21 protein-coding genes are annotated in these 21,669 nt (G+C 67.0%); 9 read left to right on the top strand and 12 right to left on the bottom strand.

What is annotated here, in order from left to right; all coding sequences use genetic code 11:
* The first annotated feature begins 68 nt into the window (after positions 1–68).
* The 3 genes from EEB19_RS18070 to EEB19_RS18060 all read left to right on the top strand — a co-directional run bounded on the left by EEB19_RS18070 (position 69) and on the right by EEB19_RS18060 (position 3,093).
* Positions 69–653, top strand: coding sequence for a phosphatase PAP2 family protein (locus EEB19_RS18070; protein WP_187588732.1), 585 nt, complete (start codon positions 69–71; stop codon positions 651–653).
* 45 nt (positions 654–698) lie between these two features.
* Positions 699–1,949, top strand: coding sequence for an acyl-CoA dehydrogenase family protein (locus EEB19_RS18065; protein ID WP_187588731.1), 1,251 nt, complete (start codon positions 699–701; stop codon positions 1,947–1,949).
* Positions 1,950–2,019: 70 nt separating this feature from the next.
* On the top strand, positions 2,020–3,093 hold the full coding sequence (locus EEB19_RS18060; protein ID WP_187588730.1) for a phosphotransferase family protein: 1,074 nt from the start codon (positions 2,020–2,022) through the stop codon (positions 3,091–3,093).
* Positions 3,094–3,135: 42 nt separating this feature from the next.
* Here the strand turns inward: EEB19_RS18060 and EEB19_RS18055 are convergent, their stop codons facing one another.
* Positions 3,136–3,990, bottom strand: a complete 855-nt coding sequence (locus EEB19_RS18055; RefSeq protein WP_187588729.1) for an alpha/beta fold hydrolase — start codon at positions 3,988–3,990, stop codon at positions 3,136–3,138.
* A gap of 77 nt (positions 3,991–4,067) precedes the next feature.
* Between EEB19_RS18055 and EEB19_RS18050 the strand changes: the two genes are divergently transcribed.
* The gene (locus EEB19_RS18050; protein WP_187588728.1) at positions 4,068–4,655 is read left to right on the top strand and encodes a TetR/AcrR family transcriptional regulator; all 588 of its coding nucleotides are present in this window, start codon (positions 4,068–4,070) and stop codon (positions 4,653–4,655) included.
* On the opposite strand, the gene EEB19_RS18045 is transcribed toward EEB19_RS18050, so the two are convergent.
* The 6 genes from EEB19_RS18045 to EEB19_RS18020 form a co-directional block, all read right to left on the bottom strand.
* Complete coding sequence (locus tag EEB19_RS18045) at positions 4,656–5,357, bottom strand: TetR/AcrR family transcriptional regulator (protein ID WP_262365761.1); 702 nt, start codon at positions 5,355–5,357, stop codon at positions 4,656–4,658.
* Positions 5,358–5,385: 28 nt separating this feature from the next.
* The gene (locus EEB19_RS18040; RefSeq protein WP_187588726.1) at positions 5,386–6,531 is read right to left on the bottom strand and encodes an acyl-CoA dehydrogenase family protein; all 1,146 of its coding nucleotides are present in this window, start codon (positions 6,529–6,531) and stop codon (positions 5,386–5,388) included.
* Between the two features lie 340 nt (positions 6,532–6,871).
* A complete protein-coding gene (locus EEB19_RS18035) occupies positions 6,872–8,068 on the bottom strand; it encodes an acyl-CoA dehydrogenase family protein (RefSeq protein WP_187588725.1) in 1,197 nt (398 codons plus the stop codon).
* Entirely contained in the window at positions 8,065–9,735 is a 1,671-nt protein-coding gene (locus EEB19_RS18030) for a class I adenylate-forming enzyme family protein (protein ID WP_187588724.1), read from the bottom strand. The genes EEB19_RS18035 and EEB19_RS18030 overlap by 4 nt, the downstream gene beginning before the upstream one ends.
* 6 nt (positions 9,736–9,741) lie before the next feature.
* Positions 9,742–10,491, bottom strand: coding sequence for an SDR family NAD(P)-dependent oxidoreductase (locus tag EEB19_RS18025; protein WP_187588723.1), 750 nt, complete (start codon positions 10,489–10,491; stop codon positions 9,742–9,744).
* A 40-nt stretch (positions 10,492–10,531) separates the two neighbouring features.
* Entirely contained in the window at positions 10,532–11,326 is a 795-nt protein-coding gene (locus EEB19_RS18020; RefSeq protein ID WP_187588763.1) for an enoyl-CoA hydratase-related protein, read from the bottom strand.
* A gap of 271 nt (positions 11,327–11,597) precedes the next feature.
* Here EEB19_RS18020 and EEB19_RS18015 point away from each other — a divergent pair, with 271 nt between their 5' ends.
* On the top strand, positions 11,598–12,866 hold the full coding sequence (locus tag EEB19_RS18015) for a M23 family metallopeptidase (RefSeq protein WP_187588722.1): 1,269 nt from the start codon (positions 11,598–11,600) through the stop codon (positions 12,864–12,866).
* 6 nt (positions 12,867–12,872) lie between these two features.
* On the opposite strand, the gene EEB19_RS18010 is transcribed toward EEB19_RS18015, so the two are convergent.
* Complete coding sequence (locus EEB19_RS18010) at positions 12,873–13,121, bottom strand: DUF2530 domain-containing protein (RefSeq protein WP_187588721.1); 249 nt, start codon at positions 13,119–13,121, stop codon at positions 12,873–12,875.
* A gap of 61 nt (positions 13,122–13,182) precedes the next feature.
* Here EEB19_RS18010 and EEB19_RS18005 point away from each other — a divergent pair, with 61 nt between their 5' ends.
* Both EEB19_RS18005 and EEB19_RS18000 read left to right on the top strand, forming a co-directional pair.
* Positions 13,183–14,721 (top strand): NCS2 family permease, encoded by a 1,539-nt coding sequence (locus tag EEB19_RS18005; RefSeq protein ID WP_262365760.1) that lies wholly within the window; start codon positions 13,183–13,185, stop codon positions 14,719–14,721.
* Positions 14,722–14,867: 146 nt separating this feature from the next.
* Entirely contained in the window at positions 14,868–15,338 is a 471-nt protein-coding gene (locus EEB19_RS18000; protein ID WP_262365753.1) for a MarR family transcriptional regulator, read from the top strand.
* Between the two features lie 144 nt (positions 15,339–15,482).
* Here EEB19_RS18000 and EEB19_RS17995 read toward each other — a convergent pair whose 3' ends face one another.
* Positions 15,483–16,727 carry a GNAT family N-acetyltransferase gene (locus tag EEB19_RS17995; RefSeq protein WP_187588719.1) on the bottom strand — a complete coding sequence of 415 codons (1,245 nt, stop codon included), beginning with the start codon at positions 16,725–16,727 and terminating at the stop codon, positions 15,483–15,485.
* Between the two features lie 104 nt (positions 16,728–16,831).
* Here EEB19_RS17995 and EEB19_RS17990 point away from each other — a divergent pair, with 104 nt between their 5' ends.
* Together EEB19_RS17990 and EEB19_RS17985 are read left to right on the top strand one after the other, a co-directional pair.
* Complete coding sequence (locus EEB19_RS17990) at positions 16,832–17,686, top strand: RNA methyltransferase (protein ID WP_187588718.1); 855 nt, start codon at positions 16,832–16,834, stop codon at positions 17,684–17,686.
* Complete coding sequence (locus EEB19_RS17985) at positions 17,683–18,033, top strand: DUF2537 domain-containing protein (RefSeq protein WP_187588717.1); 351 nt, start codon at positions 17,683–17,685, stop codon at positions 18,031–18,033. Before EEB19_RS17990 ends, EEB19_RS17985 begins: the two co-directional genes overlap by 4 nt.
* A gap of 165 nt (positions 18,034–18,198) precedes the next feature.
* On the opposite strand, the gene EEB19_RS17980 is transcribed toward EEB19_RS17985, so the two are convergent.
* The 3 genes from EEB19_RS17980 to serC all read right to left on the bottom strand — a co-directional run bounded on the left by EEB19_RS17980 (position 18,199) and on the right by serC (position 21,648).
* Positions 18,199–18,978 carry a hypothetical protein gene (locus EEB19_RS17980; RefSeq protein WP_187588716.1) on the bottom strand — a complete coding sequence of 260 codons (780 nt, stop codon included), beginning with the start codon at positions 18,976–18,978 and terminating at the stop codon, positions 18,199–18,201.
* An 11-nt stretch (positions 18,979–18,989) separates the two neighbouring features.
* Positions 18,990–20,012: a septation protein SepH gene (gene sepH / locus EEB19_RS17975; RefSeq protein ID WP_187588715.1), complete on the bottom strand. Its 1,023-nt coding sequence runs from the start codon at positions 20,010–20,012 to the stop codon at positions 18,990–18,992.
* A 490-nt stretch (positions 20,013–20,502) separates the two neighbouring features.
* Positions 20,503–21,648, bottom strand: coding sequence for a phosphoserine transaminase (gene serC, locus EEB19_RS17970; protein WP_187588714.1), 1,146 nt, complete (start codon positions 21,646–21,648; stop codon positions 20,503–20,505).
* Positions 21,649–21,669 lie beyond the last annotated feature (21 nt).

The following is a 21,669-nucleotide window of genomic DNA, read 5'->3' as shown; positions in this document are numbered from 1 at the left end:
GGGTGCATCGATAGGGTGTGACCCATGACTTGCGGAACGCTTGGGCATGACTTGCGGTGGTGCCGCCGGTGCTGCTGAGTCCCAGCGGGATCGACCGGTCGATCACCGATGCGGTCGTCGGCGCACGGACCGACATCGCCACGACGATCGCGCAGGTCATCACGACGACGGGTAATGCGCTCTTCCTGACCGTGGTCGTCGTCGTGGCGGTCGTCGCGTTCGTGGCGCGGCGTGCCTACGCCGAGGCCGTGCTGATCGGTGCCGGCGCCCTTGTCGGTCAGGTGCTGATGGTCGGTCTGAAGAACCTGGTCGCGCGTCCTCGGCCGCCCGTCGCGGACCGTCTCATCGACATCGACACCTTCTCGTTCCCGTCCGGCCACGCGATGATGAGCATGGTCGTCTACTGCTTGCTCGGCGCGACGCTCTACCGGACGGTGTCCTGGGTGCGAGCCCATCCGGCCGTGCTGGTCATCGCGCCGCTGTGGTCGGTGGCGATCGGATGCACCCGTGTCTACCTCGGCGTGCACTGGACCACCGACGTCGTCGCCGGGTGGCTGATCGGCGGAGCATGGGTTGCGCTGTGTCTCTGGCTGTGTCGCCGATGGGCGCCCGTCGCGACCGGCGCGCATCCTGCGGCCCGGGCCCGGCGGTAGGCGAATCGCCGCACCGGTCGAGACGCGCAGGCTACGGTCGGGGTCATGGACTTCTCCCCGTCTCCGCGGTCCGCGGATCTGACCTCCCGCGTCGCGAGCTTCATCGCCGACGAGATCACGCCCATCGAAGCCGAGGTGCACCGCGACATCGCGCGTCGTCGCGAGGCGGGCCAGGACCGGTGGTCGCCGCCGCCGGTCCTGGCCGAGCTGAAGGCCAAGGCGCACAAGGCGGGACTGTGGAATCTCTTCCTGCCGAAGGAACACGCCGGCCGCTACGCCGCGGATTTCGGCACCGACGGTGGCGAGGGCCTGAGCAACGTCGACTACGCACCGGTCGCCGAGGCGATGGGATCGAGCATGCTGGCTCCGATCGTCTTCAACTGCAACGCACCGGACACCGGGAACATGGAGGTCCTGCTGCGCTACGGCTCGCAGGCCCAACGCGACCGGTGGCTCGATCCGTTGCTGGACGGCTCGATCCGCAGCGCCTTCTGCATGACCGAGCCCGACGTCGCGTCGTCCGATGCGACCAACATGGCGGCCAGTGCGGTCCTCGACGGCGACGACGTGGTGCTCAACGGCACCAAGTGGTTCTCCACCGGCGTCGGCAATCCGGAATGCCGGATCCTGATCTTCATGGGTGTCACCGACCCGACCGCCGATCGGCACGCGCGTCACACGATGGTGCTGGTCCCCGTGGACACCCCGGGTGTCACCGTCGACCGGATGCTCACCACGATGGGGTACTTCGACGAACCGCTCGGGCACGGTGAGGTGTCCTTCGACGATGTCCGCGTGCCGGCGTCGAACATCCTGCTCGGACCGGGACGCGCCGCCGAGATCGCGCAGGGACGACTGGGACCCGGCCGGGTGCATCACTGTATGCGGGCGATCGGCCTGGCCGAGCGCGCACTCGAACTCGGGGTACGGCGGGCCATGGAACGCACGGCGTTCGGCAAGCCGATCGCGAAGCTCGGCGGCAACAGCGAACGCATCGCCGACGCGCGCATCTCGATCAATCGGTCGCGGTTGCTGGTGCTGCACGCGGCGTGGTTGCTCGACCAGGGGCTGGGCCGCGACGCGCTGTCGGCGGTGAGCGAGATCAAGGTCGACGTGCCGAACATGGCTCTCGACGTCATCGACATGGCGATCCAGTTGCACGGCGGCGCGGGCCTCACCGACGACTTCCCGTTGGCGGCCGCCTGGGTCGGTGCACGCTCGCTGCGCCTGGCCGACGGTCCCGACGAGGTGCATCGCGGTGTCGTCGCCCGGCTGGAACTCGGCAAGTATCGGTGAGTGGCGGCACCGTCTGTTCACCAACGGGTAACGTCGCGGCGAAGACGTTCTGCAGAGAGGGGTTGTCGGGGTGAGTCATCAGGTGGCCGGAGCACGTGAGGTGCGCTCGGAGGATGCGTTCGACGTCGAGCGGGTCGCGCAGTGGTTGCGAGAGAACGCCGACGACCCGTCCGGCCTGGACGGAACCCCCACGGTGAAGCAGTTCTCCGGTGGCGCTTCGAATCTCACCTATCTGCTGAGCTATCCGGACCGTGACCTCATCCTGCGTAGGGCGCCCGGCGGCACCAAGGCGCGCGGTGCCCACGACATGGGTCGCGAGTTCCGGATCCAGTCGAAGCTGTCGGCGGTCCTGCCCTACATCGCGCCGATGGTGGCGTTCTGTGACGACGAATCGGTGCTGGGATCCGACTTCTACGTGATGGGCAAGATCGACGGGATCATCGCCGGCACGGAATTCCCGCCCGAGGTCTCGTTGTCGCCCGAGCAGGCCCGCGACCTGTGTCTCCACTTCATCGACACGCTCGTCGAACTCCACTCGGTCGACCCCGAGAAGGCCGGGCTCGCCGATCTCGGCAAGGGCTTCGGCTATGTGCGCAGGCAGGTCGAGGGATGGTCGGCACGTTTCCGCAACGCCCGCACCGACGACGTCCCCGACTACGAGGCCGTGATGGCCTGGCTCGCCGAGAACCAGCCGGACGACATCGCGAACTGCGTGATACACAACGATTTCAAGCTCGACAATGTCGTGCTGTCGAATGAGGACCCGACCCGGGTCATCGGCATCCTCGACTGGGAGATGGCCACTCTCGGCGATCCGCTGATGGACGTCGCCGGATCATTGGCCTACTGGGTGCAGGCCGACGACGACGAGGCCACGCAGGCGATGCGTCGCGTACCGACCAACCTTCCCGGCATGCTCACGCGCACCGAGTTCGTCGAACGGTATTGCGAGCGCATGGGTTTCGTCATGACCCCGGAGAAGTGGCGCTGGTACGAGGCCTTCGGTCACTTCCGGCTCGCCGTCATCGCGCAGCAGATCTACTACCGCTACTACCACGGGCAGACCACCAATGAGCGTTTCGGTGCACTGGGCTTCGCCGTGGGCATGGTCGAGAGCCGGTTGAACGACCTCATCGCCGAGTAGCCACTCGCTGGCTCGAGACCCCCGAAACCGCCCCGCAGCACCTCACTTCCGCGTCTGCGCCTCGGTCCGTGCCCGGAGGAACTCGCCGATCTCTCGTGCGACGTCGACCGGCTGATCGAGCATCGACAGCACGGCCGCATCCTCGATCTCGGCGTACCGGGCGCCCGGGAGCAGGTCGGCGAGCCGCGGGCCGTGTGCGGGTGGCATCACCCGATTGTGCGGTGACCACAGCACCAGACTGTCGCCGCGGAAGTCGCGCAGGGCCTCGGTGTCCCGGACGAGCGCGTTCCGGTCGTGTCGCGTGGCCGCATACTTCTCGAGGTCACGCCGCACGCCGGGATCGGTGAGCACGGGGTCGGTCCACCGCCGGACGACATCGTCGGCGATGGGTTCGGCCGTCATCCACCCGAACAGCAGGGGCGTCTGGCGCAACCACCTGATCCGGAGCTGACGTGCAGCCAGCGAGATCCCGCCAGGCATCTTCGACGCCAGCGTCGCCATCTTCCCGGGCAGGCCGGGAGGGAAGTTCTCGAATGCCTCGCACGGCAGGACCACCATCGCCCCGACTCGCTCGTCGCGACCGATCGCGGTGAGGAAAAGTCCTCCGCCCCAGTCGGAGTGCACAATCGTGGCATCTCGGAGGTCGAGTGCCTCGAGAAAGTCGGCGAGGACGTGAACCATTCCGTTCAACTCGAGGTCGGCATCGGGGTTCATCGGCAGCCGGTGACCGCCGAGGGGCAGGACCGGCCGGAGATAGCGAAACCCTGTGGGTAGGAACGGCAGTGTGGTGTCCCAGAGTGTCTCGTCCATGAACAGGCCGTGGAGCAGCACCACGGGCGGGCCGTCACCATCCTCGGCGTACTCGATCGGACCTGCCGGCAATCGGACCTGACGCATGATGCCCTCCCTTGTTCGACGACTAGAACATTTGCTCTAGAACGATCACTCTAGAGCAAATGTTCTAGTATGGCCATATGCAGACGGATCAACGGATCGTGGTGGCCATGGCCGAATTGCTGCGACGCCAGGGGTACGCCGCGACCGGGATCAAACAGGTCGTGGCGGCGGCGGAGGCGCCGATCGGCTCTGTCTATCACCACTTCCCGGGTGGAAAACGGGCCGTCGCCGAGGCGGCCCTGCGCCAGTCCGGTGCGGCCTACGGCGAATTGGTGACCGCGCTGCTCGCGCCCTACGACGACGTCGTCGTAGGTATCGAGTCGGCCTTCGCCGAGGCGGCGCGGACCATCGAGGAGACGGGGTGGGTCAACATGTGTCCGGTGTCCACGGTCGCGGGGGAGGTCGCCGACGCCGAACCGGCGTTGCGAGAGGTCTCCGCCGAGGTGTTCGACGGATGGATCACTGGGGGCACCAAGCTTTTTCGTGAACGAGGGCTGTCCGACGACGACGCGCGTTCGTTGATCATCGCGGTGATCACCGCCCTCGAGGGCGCTTTCGTCATGGCGCGCACCCTTCGATCGGGCGAGCCGTTGCTGGCGGCGGGGCGGAGTGTCGCGGCGTACGCCCGGACGTTGACGTCGACGGTGACGGCCCCGGCCGGCTGATCAGATGCGGACCAGGTACTCCTCGAGGCGATCGGCGACGACCAGCCCACGAAGCGAGTGTCGCAGTTGTGCCGCGATATAGGTGTCGATGTCGAACTCGGTGCCGAAGTGCCAGTGCTTGAGCGCCCAGGCATGGGCCAGCATCATCAGGTCGAACACCACGAGATCGATGTCGACGTCGTTCATCAGACCGCCCGCGACCCCGGCTTCGACCGCGGCGCGCATCGGGGCGGCGGTCTCGACCTCGAGCTCCTTGATGCGTTCGCGGCCCTGGGCATCGAGAGTCCGGCTCTCCCGATAGGTGAGCACGACGGCGTCGCGGTTCTCGTCGACGATGCTCGTGTACTGACGGAAGCCTGCGATCAGCTGCATGACCGGATCGTCGCCGGCGAGGTCCATCGCCGGTTGCAGCTGATCGCGGAAGGTCTCGAGGATGTCGATGATCGCCGCGAGGAGGATGTCCTCCTTGCTGCCGAAGTACTTGTAGAAGAGTCCGACGCTGACCTGCGCCTCGTCGGCCAGCGCCTGCATCGACATCTGGTGGAAACCGGTGCGCCCCATCACGACGACGGCGGCGTCGAGCAGTTGACGTCGTCGCGACGAGACGCGGACCGCCTTGACTGCCTCGGCGACGTCGTCGGAGGTGGTCGATGCAGTGCCCTTCGATGCAGTGCCCTTCGAAGCACCGCGGGTCGATGGGATGGAGCTCCTCGTCACGGCTGTCATCCTCTCAGATGCCCAGGTCCTTGGCGACGATGGTCTTCATGATCTCGGTCGTACCGCCGTAGATGGTTTGGATGCGCGCGTCGACGAAGGCCCGCGCCACCGGATACTCGCGCATGTAGCCGTATCCGCCGTGCAGTTGCAGGCACCGATCGGCGGTGCGCACCTGCAGCTCGGTCGCCCACCATTTGAGTTTGGCCGCCCGAGCCGCGGTCAGCTCACCCGCGACATGTTCTGCGATGCAGTCGTCGAGAAAGGTGCGTGCGATGTCGAGCTCGGTGGCCAACTCGGCGAGGACGAACCGGGTGTTCTGGAACGACGACACCGGCGATCCGAATGCGGTGCGCTCCTGCACGTAATCGAGCGTACGGGCGAAGGTCCCCTCCGCCGCCGCGACCGCGCCGACGGCGAGTGAGAGACGTTCCTGCGGAAGGTTGTGCACCAGTTGGTAAAAGCCTTGGCCTTCTTCGCCGAGCCGGTTGGCGACGGGCACCCGCATATCGGTGAAGGACAGTTCGCTGGTGTCCTGGGCGTGCAGGCCGATCTTGTCGAGTTTGCGGCCGCGCTCGAACCCGGGGGTGTCGGCGTCGACCACCAGCAGGGTCAGTCCCCGGTGCTTGTCCGGCGACGTCCGCGCGGCGACGACGAACAAGTCGCCGTTGCGGCCGTTCGAGATGAATGTCTTCGATCCGTTCACGACGTAGTGGTCACCATCGCGGACGGCGGTGGTCCGGATTCCCGTGAGATCGCTGCCGGCCCCGGGTTCGGTCATCGCTATGCCGAGGACGGTGTCGCCGGAGACCACACCGGGCAGCCAGCGGGCCTTCTGGTCGTCGTCGGTCATCTCGACGAGGTAGGGGAGGACGACGTCGTTCTGCAGCGAGAACGCGATCGCCTCCGCGGCCGCGCCGGTTCGGGCCGTTTCCTCGACGACGATGGCGTGGTAGCGGAAGTCGTCGACTCCGGGGCCGCCGAACCGCTCCGGCACCGCGAAACCCAGGAGTCCGTTCTTGCCGGCCTCGGTGAACAGCGCACGATCCCACTGACCGGCGTCCTCCCAGGCATCGTGGGCCGGGGTGATCTGCTCGGCGACGAACCGTGCGACGGTCTCCCGGAAGTGTTTGTGCTCGATGTCGTGGATCAGTGAGGCCACGGTGATTCTCCTGATGTCTTTGTGGTGGAGGTGGTTTCGATACGCGTCGGGCTCGCTGCGCTCGCTCGGCGCTACTCAACCGGCGGGTGAACGCGTGGCTCGCTGCGCTCGCTCGGCGCTACTCAACCGGCGGGTGAACGCGTGGCTCGCTGCGCTCGCTCGGCGCTGCTCAACCGGCGGGTGAACGCGTGGCTCGCTGCGCTCGCTCGGCGCTGCTCAACCGGCGGGTGAACGCGTGGCTCGCTGCGCTCGCTCGGCGCTACTCGATGAGCGGTCGGACCCTGCTGGTCGAGTAGCCTCCGAGCCGCCAGGCGAGGCGGCGTATCGAGACCACTGGACGTCAACGGAACGCGTTCTCGCCGGTGAACGCCTGGCCGAGGACGAGTTGGTGCATCTCCGGGGTGCCCTCGTAGGTCAGCACCGACTCGAGGTTCACCATGTGCCGGATCACGGGGTATTCGAGCGAGATGCCGTTGCCGCCCAGGATGGTTCGTGCGGTGCGGCAGATCTCGATGGCTTCCCGGGTGTTGTTCAGCTTGCCGAAGCTGACCTGGTCGGGCCGCAACCCGACGGAGTCCTTGAGGCGCCCGAGGTGGACTGCCAGCAGTTGCCCCTTCTGCAGTTCGAGCGCCATGTCGGCGATCTTGGCCTGGGTCAGTTGGAACCCGGCGATCGGCTTGCCGAACTGGGTTCGCTGGGTCGAATAGTCCACTGCCGCCTGCCAGGCCGTGCGCGCCGCACCGATGGAGCCCCAGATGATGCCGTAGCGGGCCTCGGTGAGGCTCGACAACGGCGCCTTGATCCCGTTGCCCTTGTGCAGGTCGTCGGTGCCGGGCATCACGGCATCGGATGGGAGTCGCACGTTGTCGAGGACGATCTCACCCGTGGTCGAGGCCCGCAGCGACAGCTTGTGTTTGATCTCCGGAGTGCTGACTCCCGGGGTGTCGGTCGGCACGATGAAGCCGCGCACGCCGCTCTCGGTCTTCGCCCAGACGACGGCGACGTCGGCGATGGGGGAGTTGGTGATCCACATCTTGCGCCCGTCGAGAATCCAGTCGTCGCCGTCGCGTCGAGCTCGGGTTTTCATGGCCGCGGGGTCGCTCCCGGCATCGGGTTCGGTCAGTCCGAAGCACCCGATCGTCGTTCCTTCGGCCATCGAGGGCAACCAGTGGTTCTTCTGCTCTTCGCTGCCGTTGTTGTAGATGGAGAACATCGCGAGGGATCCCTGGACCGACACCATCGAGCGGATGCCGGAGTCGCACGCCTCGAGTTCGAGGCTCGCGAGTCCGTAGTGGACGGAACTCGCTCCACCGCAACCGTATCCGTCGAGGTGCATGCCGAGGACGCCGAGTTGACCGAATTGCTTGAACAGATCGCGGGCGATCGGGATCGATCCCTGTTCGAACCACTCGCCGATGTGCGGGGTCACGTGCTCGGCGAGGAACCCGCGGACCGAATCACGTACGGCCAGCTCATCATCCGAGTATCCGAGATCGAGGTTGAGTGGGTCGAGGGCGGAGAACGGGGCGGTACTCATCGGGTGGCTCCTTGAGGGGTCTGCGGGGTGACGAACTCGCCGGAAGCCACCTCGGCTGCGGCGGATTCGGTGGCCTTGTAGTGGAGTTTCTTGCCGGTGGCCGACACGGGGAGCGTGTCGATGAACCGGTAGGCGCGAGGGCGCTTGAACGGGGAGAGCATCGGATGCGTGCGGCAGTAGTCGTCCAGGATCTCGGCGGTGGGCGCGGCGCCCTCGGAGGGGAGAATGTAGGCGACGACGAGTTGTCCCCACTGCTCGTCGGGAACGCCGACGACGAGCGAGTCGGCGACGTCGGGATGGCCGTTGAGCGCTTCTTCCACCTGGACGGGGTGGACGTTCTCGCCGCCGGAGATGAGCATGTCGTCCTTGCGGCCGACGATGGTCACGAACTCGTCGGCATCCCAGGTGGCGAGATCGCCGATGTGCAGCCAACTCCCGTGGTACTTCGCCGCTTCCTGGTTCGGCGAGTCGTGGTACGCGGCAGCGCACTTCGGAGATCGGATGATCACCTCGCCGACCTCGGTTCCGTCGCGTGCGACGGTGTCGTGCGCTTCGGCGAGGCGCCCGTCGTCGCGCACTCGGACGACACGCACATCGTCGTCGATGCAGGCCCGTCCGGCGGTCCCCGCGTGGTCGGGGAGATCGTCCGGCCGCAGGAAGGTGTTCCAGAATCCCTCGGTTGAGCCGTACCCGTTGAAGATCCTCGGGGTGAGGACGTCCTGATAGTGCAGAGTGGCCTCGCGCTCGAGCGGCGCGCCCATGGTGACGATGCCCTTGAGGCTGGACAGGTCCCGCGGTGACTCCTGTTGTGCTGCAGCGAGCATCGCGAGGTTGGTCGGCGCGCCGATCAAGAAGGTCAACCGGTACCTCTCGACCCAATCCAGGGTGGTGCCGGCGTCGAAGGCGCGCATGGGGACCACGGAGGAACCGAGGTAGAAGGCCGGATTGGGGCCGGCGCAGTAGAGTCCGCCGCGGTGAAACCAGGGGGTCATGTTGAGCGTGCGATCCTCCGGGCTCAACGGGAAGTGCATGATGACGTCGTGCGCCGAGAAGATCTCGATCGCGGAGTTCATCGGAACGGCCTTGGGCATCCCGGTGGTTCCCGAGGTGTAGAGGCGGGTGGTCTCGTCGAAGATGCCGCGCCTCGGATCGGGGACGAGTTCTGTGGAATCGAGCTCGGCGAACCGGATCGACACCGGACCGCTCACGAGCTCGCCCGTGCCGACTCCGATGAGGACGGACGGTGTGTGGTCGGCTCGCGCGATCGCCTCGGTCACCATCGGCGCGAGATCGGTCTCATAGACGAACACAGACGGTCGGCTGATGTCCAGGATGGCGGCCGTCTCGCCCGCCGCCAGCCGAAAGTTCATCGGAGAACCCACGGCGCCCGCCGCCTGCGTGGCGAGATAGAGCTGGGCGAACTCAGGTCCGTTCAGCAGTTGGTAGGCCACCACGTCGCCGTCGGTGACGCCGCGTTCACGCAGTCCGGCGGCGATCCCGTCGACCCGGCGACCCAGGTCGGCGTAGGTCCATTCGGTGTCGGTGACGGGGTCGATCATCGCGATCGCGTCGGCGTATCGCGTGACATTTCGGCGGAAACCGTTGAGGTAGGTGAATTCCTGCTCGAAGAAGGCGCGATACTGGTGGGCGTCGTAGGTGTAGGTCATCGCCGATCACCCGGCCATGGTGAGGCCGCCGCTGACGCTCATCACCTGACCGGTGATGAAGGACGCCGCGGGGGAGGCGAAGAACAGGACGGGGGCCGCGACCTCATCGGGCCGGGCGAGTCGTCGAAACGGGATCGCCTTGACGAGAGCTTCTTTCAGCTTCTCCGGCTGGGCCTGGAACAGCGGGGTGTCGGTCGGCCCGGGACACACCGCGTTCACCGTGATCTGGTGTCGGGCCATCTCACGCGCCAACGACTTCGACAGGGCGATCACGCCGCCCTTGGCGCCGGCGTAGATGCTCTCCCCGGCACTGCCCACCCGGCCTGCGTCGGAGGCGAGATTGATGACGCGCCCACCCGTCCACCCGTCGCTCGCCGATGCGTCGACCATGCCGGGCAGAAATGCGCTGGCCATGTGGACCGGTCCGAGATAGTTGATCGCGACGACCTTCTCGGCGAATTCGGTGGTGGCGTTGAGGAATTGATCGGTGCGATCCCATCCGGCCGCATTGACGAGGATGTCGGGGACGCCGACCTCGGCGGTGACCGCGTCGCGCAGCGCGTCGACGGCTGTCCGATCCGCCACGTCGACGGCCATCGGGATGATCGCCGGGCTGGTCTCGGCGGTCCGCTTGGCCGCATCCAGATCGAGGTCGGCGGCGACGACCGTGGTGCCCTGTGCGGCGAAGGCCTCGGCGATGGCGCGGCCGATCCCGGAGCCGGCGCCCGTGACGACGGCGATGCTGGTGTTGTCCATGATGTTCGGAGTCCTGTCTGAGGTGATCACGTGCAGTGGGTCAGATTGCGGCGAACTTGTTGAACTCGGGCATGCGCTTGTCGGCGAATGCCTGTGCGCCCTCGGCACCCTCGTCCGTGTGGTGGGTGAACAGATCCAGACCACTCATCGCCAGATTCGACAGGCCGGCCTGGTGATCGGTGTCGGCGTTGAAGCTCTGTTTGAGGAATCGGATCGCGGTGGGCGATTTCTCGGCGATCTCGCCCGCCACCTTCTTGGCCTCGTCGAGAAGGTCGGCGGCCGGGACGACCCAGTTCACCAAACCCCATTGTTGCGCTGTCTCGGCGTCGTACTGGCGGCACAGGTACCAGATCTCGCGTGCGCGCTTCTCGCCGACGACCCGCGCCAGGAAGGCCGAACCGAACCCGGCGTCGAAAGACCCGACCTTGGGCCCGGACTGTCCGAAGCGTGCAGTGTCGGCGGCGATGGTGAGGTCGCAGAGCACGTGCAGGACGTGGCCACCGCCGATGGCGAGTCCGTTGACCGCAGCGATGACCGGTTTAGGGATGTCGCGGATGGTCTTGTGCAGGTTGCCGATCTCGAACATGCCGCTCTCCGACGGCCCGTAGTCGCCGGTCTCGGCACGCTGCTTCACGTCGCCGCCGGTGCAGAACGCCTTCTCGCCGGCTCCGGTCAGGATGACGGCCTGGACGTCGCGATCGGCCCACGCCCGGCGGAACGCGTTGATCATCTCCTCGACGGTCTTCGCGCGAAAAGCGTTGTACCGCTGCGGCCGGTTCATCGTGATGATCGCGGCGGGCCCCTCGACGGTGTACTCGATGTCCTCGTAGTCCATGGTGTCGACTCCTTCGATCGGTGCGGTATGTGACTGACTGCTCATGATGAATGAACGTACATTCACCACTCGCGCGCGTCAAGGGCTGCGGAGTTCGGACGACAAGTCGCCGACTGTGTCCAGAACTTCACCGAGCGTGCCCACCGCGGGCACACTCGGCGAAAAACTGGACACAGTCGGCGCATGCGCGATCCTCCCAATCCGCCCACCACGCCGGCCACCTGATGGAAGAATCTGCAATCGGGTTCGGGGCCTGGATCAGGAGACGCCCATGATCGCACCGCCCGCCACCGGAATCCGACGCCGCGGCATCGTGGCCGCCGCCCTCGGATGCGCCGCAGCGCTGACCATCGCAGGCTGTTCGTCGGACAGTTCGTCCACAGCCTCGTCGTCGAGCGCGTCCGCGGTCCCGTCGTCGGGCGCGGCCGGCCCGACGTCGCAGGGCGCCGACGTCATCACGCCGGTGAATGCGACGGCTGTCGACGATCCGATCCCGGTCATCGGTTCTGACGGCGACACCCACCTCGCCTATGAACTCTTGCTGACCAACGTGACCCCGGATCCGGTCGCCATCCGGTCCCTCGAGGTCAGCGCGGGCGGGCAGTCCCTGCTCACGCTGCAAGGTCCCACGCTGACCGCGCTCACGCGCCGGGGCAGTGGGGCACCGGGACTCGATCTCGCGGGGGGTGAGTACGCCCGTCTCACGCTGGACGTGGTGGTGCCCGAGGGAGCATCGACACCGACCTCGTTGTCGAACACGCTGACCGTCGCACCCTCGAAGCCGCAGCCGCCGCTGATCCCGGCGGTGATCGCCGAGCCCATCACGGTGACGGTGTCCCAACAGAAGGCGCTTCTCGTGGACACTCCGCTGTACGGCGATGGGTGGTTGAACGGCGACGGATGCTGCGGCACCAGCGCGCACCGTATGGCCGCCAACCCGATCAACGGAAGATTCTGGCTCGCCGAGAGATTCGCCATCGACTGGGTCCGGCTCGACTCCGCGGGCAAGTTGTACGTGGGCGATCCCGCATCGTTGTCGTCCTATGCCTACTACGGCGACGACATCCACTCTGTCGCCGACAGCACGGTCGTCGGGGTTGTCGACGGACTCCCTGATCAGGTACCCGGCACGAGCCCGACCGGCCTGCAGCTCGATCAGTACGGCGGCAACCACGTGGTGGCGAAGGTCGCCGACGGTGTCTTCGTGTTCTATGCGCACCTCAAGCCCGGGAGCGTGCGCGTCAAGGTCGGGGACAAGCTCAGCCCGGGGCAGGTCGTCGGACTCCTCGGCAACAGCGGCAACTCCGACGCGCCGCATCTGCACTTCCATGCGATGGACGGGCCGGACCCGTTGCGGGCGTCCGGGATTCCCTACGAGTTCAAGCAGTTCACGGTGGCTCATCGCCTACGGTCCGAGGATCAACTCGATCAGCTGATCACCACCGGTGGGCCGGTGCCGTATGCGGCCGAACCCGTCGACAAGAAGGTCACCGACGCCATGCCGATGGATCTCGACGTCGTGAACTTCCCGTCCAACTGATCGGGATCAGTCGAGCCCCTGCTGCGCCGTCCGATCTCCTCGCCGTGATGCCGCTCGCTGGACGAGGAAGATCGTCGTGCCGAGCACGCCGACGGCGAGTCCGACAAGGCAGACCTGCACAGCCCGATCTCCGCCCCACCCGGTCACCCACACCACCACCGTGGCCACGAGCCACGCGACCATGCCCGCGATGATCACGGGTTCGGGGGCTCGGAGGGCGCGCGGGAGTTCGGGGATGTCGGATGCGTCGGGCATGGCATCAGAGTAACTTTCGACTGTGCCCACCGACCCGTCGAGCGAGCCCACGAAATCGTCGATCGAGCCCACGGAGTCATCGACGGCGCCCACCTCCTCATCGAACGCGGCGTCACCACCCGCAGACCCACCGCCGACGGCAACCGGAACAGCGCCGACGGCACCCGCCGGGACGCTTGATCGATTCTTCAAGATCAGTCAGCGTGGGTCGACGCTCAGTCGTGAGATCCGTGGCGGCCTCGTCACCTTCTTCACGATGGCCTACATCGTGGTGCTGAACCCGATCATCATCGGCGGTATCCCCGGCGGCGAGAAGAACGCCGACGTCCTCGGCAACGTGCTCCCGCTCGCGCAGGTCGCGGCGGTCACCGCACTCGTCGCCGGCGTCATGTCGATCATCTTCGGACTCGTGGCCAACTACCCGTTCGCGATCGCCACCGGACTCGGGATCAACAGTCTCCTCGCGGTGTCGATCGCACCGGAGGTCACCTGGCCGGAGGCGATGGGTCTCGTCGTGATCGACGGCATCATCATCGTGTTGCTCGCGGTGACCGGCTTCCGCACCGCAGTCTTCAACGCGGTCCCGGCCGAACTGAAGGCGGCCATCGCGGCCGGTATCGGTGCGTTCATCGCGTTCATCGGGTTCGTCGACGCGGGCTTCGTCCGCCGGATCCCGGATGCCGCGGGAACCACGGTGCCGGTGCAGCTCGGCAGCGACAACTCGATCACCACTGTCCCGACGCTCATCTTCTGCCTCGGGGTGCTGCTGATGGGGGTGCTGGTGGTGCGCAAGGTGCCCGGCGGTCTGCTGATCGGCATCGTGATCACCTCGGTCGTCGCGATCATCCTCGAGGCAACCCTCGACCTCGGCTCGAGTGTCGACGACCCGAAGGGCTGGGGTCTGTCGGTGCCGGATCTGCCCAGCGGTGTGGGCGGGATGCCGAACCTGAGCCTCGTCGGCGATGTCGACCTCTTCGGCGCGTTCACCCGGATCGGTGTCCTGGCCGCGTCTGTCTTCGTCTTCGCGCTGGTGCTGTCGAACTTCTTCGACGCGATGGGAACGATGACCGGCTTGGGCAAGGAGGCCGGCCTGGCCGACGAGAAGGGAAACCTGCCCGGCATCGGCCGCGCACTCGTCGTCGAGGGTTCGGGCGCGATCGCCGGCGGTGTCGCGTCGTCCTCGTCGAACACGGTCTTCGTGGAATCGGCGTCGGGCATCGCGGAGGGTGCGCGAACCGGTCTCGCGAACATCGTGACCGGAGTGTTGTTCCTGGTCGCGATGTTCCTGACCCCGCTGTACGAGGTCATTCCCCTGGAGGCGGTCGCCCCGGCACTCGTCGTCGTCGGCGCACTGATGATCGGTCAGGTGGCATCGATCGACTTCACCAAGTTCGCCTACGCACTGCCTACTTTCCTGACCATCGTCACCATGCCGTTCACGTACTCGATCGCCAACGGCATCGGCGTCGGATTCATCAGTTGGGTGGTCATGGCGACGGCGTCCGGGAAGGCGCGCACGGTGCATCCGCTGCTCTGGATCGTCGCCGCGGTGTTCGTCGCCTACTTCGCACGGGGACCGATCTCCGACCTCATCGGCTGAGCGGGCGTCGATCAAAGAGACCAATCTGCAACGTCCGTTGTGGGCAAATGCCGCTATCGCATGGCACCGACGCGGAAGTGAATTACGCTTAGCATCGGAAAACACGTGGTCTCAGAAACAGATCGCACGAACAGGACACCTGCGACATGACACTCACACACCCCGACCTCCAGGATCTCGACATGTCGGACCGGACGCTCTCCGGCGAGTTGTCCCTGGCCATCGTGCGATTGGCGAGACGGCTCCGCGGGAGACGGGTGAGCAAGGTCGTGTCGCTGACGCAGTTGTCGGCGATGTCGACACTGCATCACGAGGGCCCGATGACCCCCGGCGCACTGGCCACCGCCGAACGGGTCCAACCGCCGTCGATGACGCGGGTCATCGCCTCGCTGTCGGATATGGGCATGGTCCGTCGAGAGCCGCATCCGACCGACGGCCGTCAGGCGATCGTGACGCTGGCCGACCGCGGCAGCGACGTGATCAACGCTGAACTCGACGCGCGCGAGGAATGGCTGAGCGCACGCCTCGACGAACTGACGCCGTCCGAACGCGAGACGCTCGCGGCGGTGGTGCCGATCATCTCCAAGATCATCAACGGTGGCGACGACGGCCACTGAGGGGTTGGCACCAGGCCACCGTCCCCGATGCTGGATTCGCTGAACCTCCGGAACCGCTAGCCGCGGTTCACTAAACCTGGGATCGGCTCGTCTCCGAGGCACTCTGGCCCCAGAAGAACTCTCGTCCCCGGAAGAACTCGCGCCTCAGAAGAACGTGCCGGCGAACGGGGCGGGTGTCGTGGCGAATGCGCGGTCGAGGCACTCGAGCGTCTCGGGGGTGTCCGTCCACAGCCGGTCGGCGGCCGCGAAGGTGCGCGCGGTCATGCCGCCGAGGAACAGCGAGCCGAGGACCGAGATGTCGAGCCGGACCGTCGGCGTGGCCTCGCTCGGCACCACGATGGCGCCGCCGTTGCGGATCGACAGGTCGTAGACGCCCCCACGACCACGGAACTCGTCGGTCACCTCGATGACGACATCCAGGTCGGCGGAGTAGCTGCGCGATGTCAGCGCGCGCGGGACGTCGAGGATGCGCAACCACATCTTGTCGTCGATGCCGGTCACCGACACCGCGCGATGGTTCGTCAGCTTCGCCCGCAGCGGATCGTCGACCGGGATGGACGCGGTGAGCGTGGGCAGCAGATCGAGACCGACGAGAACGCGCCACAGATCGGTGTGCGCGTCGTCGGTGACGGCGAAGACCTCGGCGACGTCGGCGCGGGTGGGTTCGACGGACGTGTTGATCCGGTAACTCGCGTAGCCGTCGGGATGCAGAAGATAGTGCAGCCCGCTGCTCTGCGCCGGGCGTTGCGATTCGCGGTCGGCCAGGATCGGGTCCCACCAGGACCGAGATCGGCCGAGCGCGCCCGGGGTGGTCGCCGCCCATCGGGCGTGCAACTCGGGGATCCGGGCCGCGATGTCATCGGCGGTGGCGTAGTTGACCGGCGACGACTTGCGGTCGGCCCGTCGGCGGACCTTCGCCGAGCCGAGGTCGACGGTGATCTCGGTGGAGAAGCACGCGGGGCCGAAACCGAACCGCTCGTAGATGGTCGCCTCGCTCGCGGTGAGGATGGCGAACACCTGCTCCTCGGATTCCCACTGATCGAACAGCTGCGTGATCATCGTCCGCAGAATGCCGCGGCGACGATGTGTACCGGCCACCGACACCCACGACAGTCCGGCTGCGGGGTGCTGCGTCCCGCCGGGCACGGTCATCGTCATGCGGTAGAACATCGACACCCCGACGAGCGGCCGACCGACCAGACCATCGGGATCGCGGACGAGGACGACGTCGGCGTTGTCGACCTTCCCGCGCATGTCCGCCTGCTCGGCCGCCGACAGCGGATTGGTGAACAAGAAAGCTCGGGCGTCGGTCGCGAAGATCTCGTCCCAGTCGTCGTCGGTGGCACGAGCCACGGTGAGTTCGGACGATGCGGCCTGCGGAATACTCACCCGTCAACCGTTTCACAACGCGTTCGACGGCCATCGCCCAACCCCGCCGAAAGCGCCAATGGCCTGCCCGAAGGGGGCTCGAGGAGGCTTGGCAGACTGTCGAGGTGGACAGCATCCGAGTCGACGTCGTCGACATCGACGACCCCGCCGATCCTCGAGTCGACGATTTCCGCGATCTCAACTCGGTCGACCGCCGACCCGATCTGCCCGCCCTCCCCGGCGGGCGTGTGGGCAAAGGACTGGTGATCGCCGAGGGCGTTCTGGTCGCGCAACGCATGATCGCGTCGCGCTTCACGCCGCACGCGTTTCTCGGCGTCGACAAGCGGCTGACCGAATTGGCCGGCGACCTCATGGATCCGTCGCTCGAAGGTGTGCCGTTCTACCGTGCGAGTGCCGAGGTCATGGCCGAGGTCGTGGGTTTCCACCTGAACCGTGGCGTGCTGGGTGCGGCTCGCCGAGCACCGGCCCTGCCGGTCGACGAGGTGATCACGACGGCACGGACCGTCGCGATTCTCGAAGGTGTCAACGACCACGAGAACATCGGCAGCATCTTCCGCAACGCCGCAGGCCTGGGGGTGGATGCCGTCCTGTTCGGCGCGGGCTGCGCCGACCCGCTGTACCGACGGTGCGTTCGCGTCTCGATGGGACATGCGCTGCTCGTACCGTTCGCGCGGTTCGACGACTGGCCGCGGGATCTGAGTGCGGTGCGCGACGCGGGATTCCGGCTCGTGTCACTCACCCCGGGAGAGGGTTCGGTCCCGCTCGCCTCGGCGGTCGACGCCGATCGGATCGCATTCCTGGTGGGCGCGGAGGGGCCAGGTCTGTCCGAGACGGCCATGCGCGTCAGCGATGTCCGGGCCCGTATCCCGATGAGTCGCGGCACCGATTCGCTCAACGTGGCGACGGCCGCGGCAATCGCGTTCTACGAACGAGCCCGATCCGGCACCATGGACGCATGACCTCACCCGGCCGGGAGCGTCTCCGGCGTCTGTCCGCTGCTGCGCTCGCGTCGTCGGCGGCCGATGACGATCGTGTCGTCGAGCCGACGCCCTGGGGTCTGGGGATCATCGTGACCGTCGCCTGCGCACTCTTCGCGACGTTCCTGCTCGTCGGCGTCTACGAACTGATCGGCGGGCTCGTGCCCTGGCTGGGGGTGGCCGCCGTCGTCGTCGTGACCGTCGGCCTGGGATGGACCCTGTGGGATCTGCGCGATCGACCCGTCTGGCGGTGGATCGTCTGGGGCAGCCTCATCGGACTGCTGGCCGGATCGGGTTCGGCCGTGGCGCTTCTCGCGCTCGGACGCTGAGCTGCGCATCTCTCGCGAGTCGAACCCTGAGGAGCGAGGCGCCAGCCGAGTGTCACGGACATTCGGTCCCTGAGGAACGAGGCGCCAGCCGAGTGTCACGAAGGGCGCCTTCGTGACACACCGCCGCCGGCGCCCTGGAGTTCCCCGGGGATCATGTGTGGACCGTCAGCCGAAGCCGAAGTACCGCGCCAACTTCCCGCGTCGCCGCGTCGGCGGTTGGGCGTCCCCGGCCGGTTCGGGTTCCGGAGCGACCGTCGCGACTCCGCTGCGATTCTGGTATCGCTCCCAGTCCGCAGCCGACGGGACATAGTCGGAGGGGTGAATGGCGAACGCGGTGACGGGAATCCGGTTCGGATCGAGATCGGTCTCGACGAACGGTGGGGTGAACCGGAATCCGAGCCACTCCCGGTTCGACTGCTCGGCGAGTTGTTGCGGATGGAACGGCAGGGCGAGAGGTTCGGGTCCGACGCCCGGGGCGTACTGCAGCGGGAAATCGCCTGCCCAGAATGGCCTTTCGAACGGATAGGGGAGGCCGGTGTCCTCGACGATGGTGATCGGGTCGGCGGCGAACGATCGGCGCAACTCGCCGTTCTCCCATCGGGCGAACGCACCCACCGAGCGATCCGGGTCGGTGACCAGCAGCGTGGCCGACGCGCTCTGCCGGATGGACGCGATCGTCCGGGTGAGGGTGGAGGGCTCGGTCGTGGCGAACAGCGAGCAGGAGATCACGGCGAGACGGCCGTACCAACCGGCGTAGACGTGGGCGTCCTGGGCGGATGCCGCAGCGGCCAGGCTCGTGTCGGCGACCGGGACAAGGACCCGGTCACCGTAGATGGCCTCCGCCAACTTCTGCGATGCGACAACGTCATTCGCCGCACATCCGCGGAGGAGTGCGACGGGATCGTCGCTGTCGATGAACCAGAGGGTGACTGCGCGTGCCGACACGTCGATAGAGGTTAGCTGTTGCCGTTGCTGCGGACGCCGAGGAGTACGTCTTCCCACGCCGGGACGGCAGGCTTGCGGGAGCGACGTCGCGGCGTGGCGGGTGTCGGGTCCGAACCGTCGGCGGACTCGCCGGAGGCGGTCGTCGCAGCGGGCGCGCTGTCATCGTCGGTCTCGGACGCGGCGTCCTCGTCCCGGGGGTCGGCGGTCACCTCGGGTGCGGGTTCGCTCCAGCGGTCGGTGTCGTCGGCGGACCCGAAGTCCAGTGCGACGGTTCCGTGTTCGTCGTGAGTCGGCGGGATCGCGCCCGACCGGGTGCGCTGCGCGTCGATGAGGCGATCGGCATCGAAGGTGACCTCGTCGTGGCCGTCGGCCGAGCGACCGGACACCGGAGCGGGCTCCGTGCTGGGAGCGAGGTCGGGGGTGGCCACCGGGGTGAGTCGACGACGTGGGGTGATCGTCTCGGGGTGGGTCAACTCGTCGGCGAGATCGTCGAGCGGATCTGCGGTGCCGCCGTGGGCGCCCGGCTGGAACCGCCAGTGCGCGTGGTTGTCGGTGCGTCCCACATGCCAGCCGACCTGCACGACCCAGTGGCCGTCGTCGCCCTTCCACGCGTCCCATTCGACGTCCTGCTGGCTGTGGCCGAGCGCGGTGAAGGCCTCGGTGACGACCTCGCCCAGAGTGGAGACCGACGGCCCGTCCTCGCGGATCGGATGGGACAGCGATGCCAGTTCGGTCGCGCGGGAGCGTTCGAGCAGGACGGGGTGAGCGAAACGCTCGATCTTGTCGACCGGGACGCCGGCGAGTGCGGCGACCTCGGTCACGGTGGCGCCCGCACGGATGCGGGCCTGGATTTCGCGTGGCCGGAGTGAGCTTTCCATTTCGATCTCGATCTGCCCCAATCGTGAGATGTCACCGCGGGCCGCGGCGCGGAGACGCTCATCGGCTGCGATCCGGAACTTCTCACCCGACTCGGAGTCCTGGCAGATGACATGATTGCCATCGGTCTCTACGCCGACGACGCGAAGCTCACGCATCTGCTCCTCCTCCAGTCACCACGAGTGCGGGCATTGCGGTCAGGGTAATCCAGCCCGGACTGCTCCGAGCGCGGGACACGCGGCAAAACCGCAGATCAGCAAGGTTGTTGCCGATGTGACCCATGGGGCCCAGGCTACAGGTGTGTCACCTGATGGTCACTGACGCGGCGCCTGCGCTTCTCTTCCGGCCCGAGGAAGGAGCGCGATCGTCCACTCCGGTCCCTGAGGAACGAGCGCGCTCCCGGTCCGGTTCCTGAGGATCGAGCGCGGGCTCCCGGTCCCTGAGGAACGAGCGCGGTCTTTCAGTCCGGTCCCTGAGGAACGAGCGCGGTCTTTCAGTCCGGTCCCTGAGGAACGAGGCGCCAGCCGAGTGTCTCGAAGGGCGGCCCTTCGAGACACTTCGCTAACGCGTCGTTCCTCAGGGATCGTGGGAAGGTCCGCTATCGCTTCGTTCCTCAGGGATCGTTGTGCAGTTGGGGTGCGCCGTCCCTCAGAGCTTGTCGACGACGAAGTCGATGCACTCGGTCAGCTTGCTCACGTCGTCGGGGTCGATCGCCGGAAACATACCGACGCGCAGCTGGTTGCGGCCGAGTTTGCGGTACGGCTCGGTGTCGACGACGCCGTTCGCGCGCAGCGCCTTGGCGACGGCAGCGGCATCGACGTCGTCGTCGAAGTCGATGGTGCCGACGACCTGGCTGCGCTGCGTGGGATCGGTGACGAAGGGCGTGGCGAACTCGCTGGCTTCCGCCCACTGATACAGCCGTGAGCTGCTGTCGGCGGTCCGGGAGACACACCAGTCGAGCCCGCCCTGGCCGAGCATCCACTGGATCTGATTGTCGAGCAACAGCAGCGATGCGACCGCGGGGGTGTTGTAGGTCTGGTTCTTGCTGCTGTTGTCGACCGCGGTCGGCAGCGACAGGAACTCCGGGCACCAGCGGTCGGTCTCGGCGATCTGGGAGATGCGTTCGATGGCGCGCGGGCTCATCAGGGCGATCCAGATCCCGCCGTCGGAGGCGAAGCATTTCTGCGGCGCGAAGTAGTAGACGTCGGAATCGCCCACCTCGACCGGCAGTCCGCCGGCGCCCGAGGTTGCGTCGATCGCGACCAGCGCGTCGTCGGAACCGGCGGGCCGGGTGACCGGCACGGAGACGCCGGTCGACGTCTCGTTCTGCGCCCAGCCGATGAGGTCGATGCCACCGAAGTCGTCGGCGGTCAACGCGGCCGGGTCCGGAGCCGTGCCGGGGTCGGTCGAGATCACCGACGGTGAGTCCAGGAACGGGGCCTTCTTGGCGACGGTCGCGAACTTCGACGAGAACTCGCCGTAGGTCAGGTGCAGCGAGCGCTGCTTGATCAGGCCGAAGGCCGCGGCGTCCCAGAATGCGGTGGTGCCGCCGTTGGAGAGGACGACCTCGTAACCCTCGGGGAGCGCGAACAGTTCGGCGAGTCCGGCGCGGATGGAACCGACGACGTTCTTGACTGGAGCCTGACGGTGGCTGGTGCCGAACACCGATGCGCCGGTGTCGACAAGGGACTGCAACTGTTCGGGGCGCACCTTGGACGGACCGCAACCGAAGCGGCCGTCCGACGGCAGGAGGTCGGCGGGGATCGTGATCGGTGCGGTGGCGGTGTCACTCATACCGGTGATTCTAGGGATGTG

It is taken from the genome of Gordonia sp. OPL2 (genome assembly GCF_003797825.1).
Taxonomy (GTDB): domain Bacteria; phylum Actinomycetota; class Actinomycetes; order Mycobacteriales; family Mycobacteriaceae; genus Gordonia.
The sequence above is the reverse complement of the archived record's forward strand: the minus strand, read 5'-3'. Positions and strand labels throughout refer to the sequence as shown.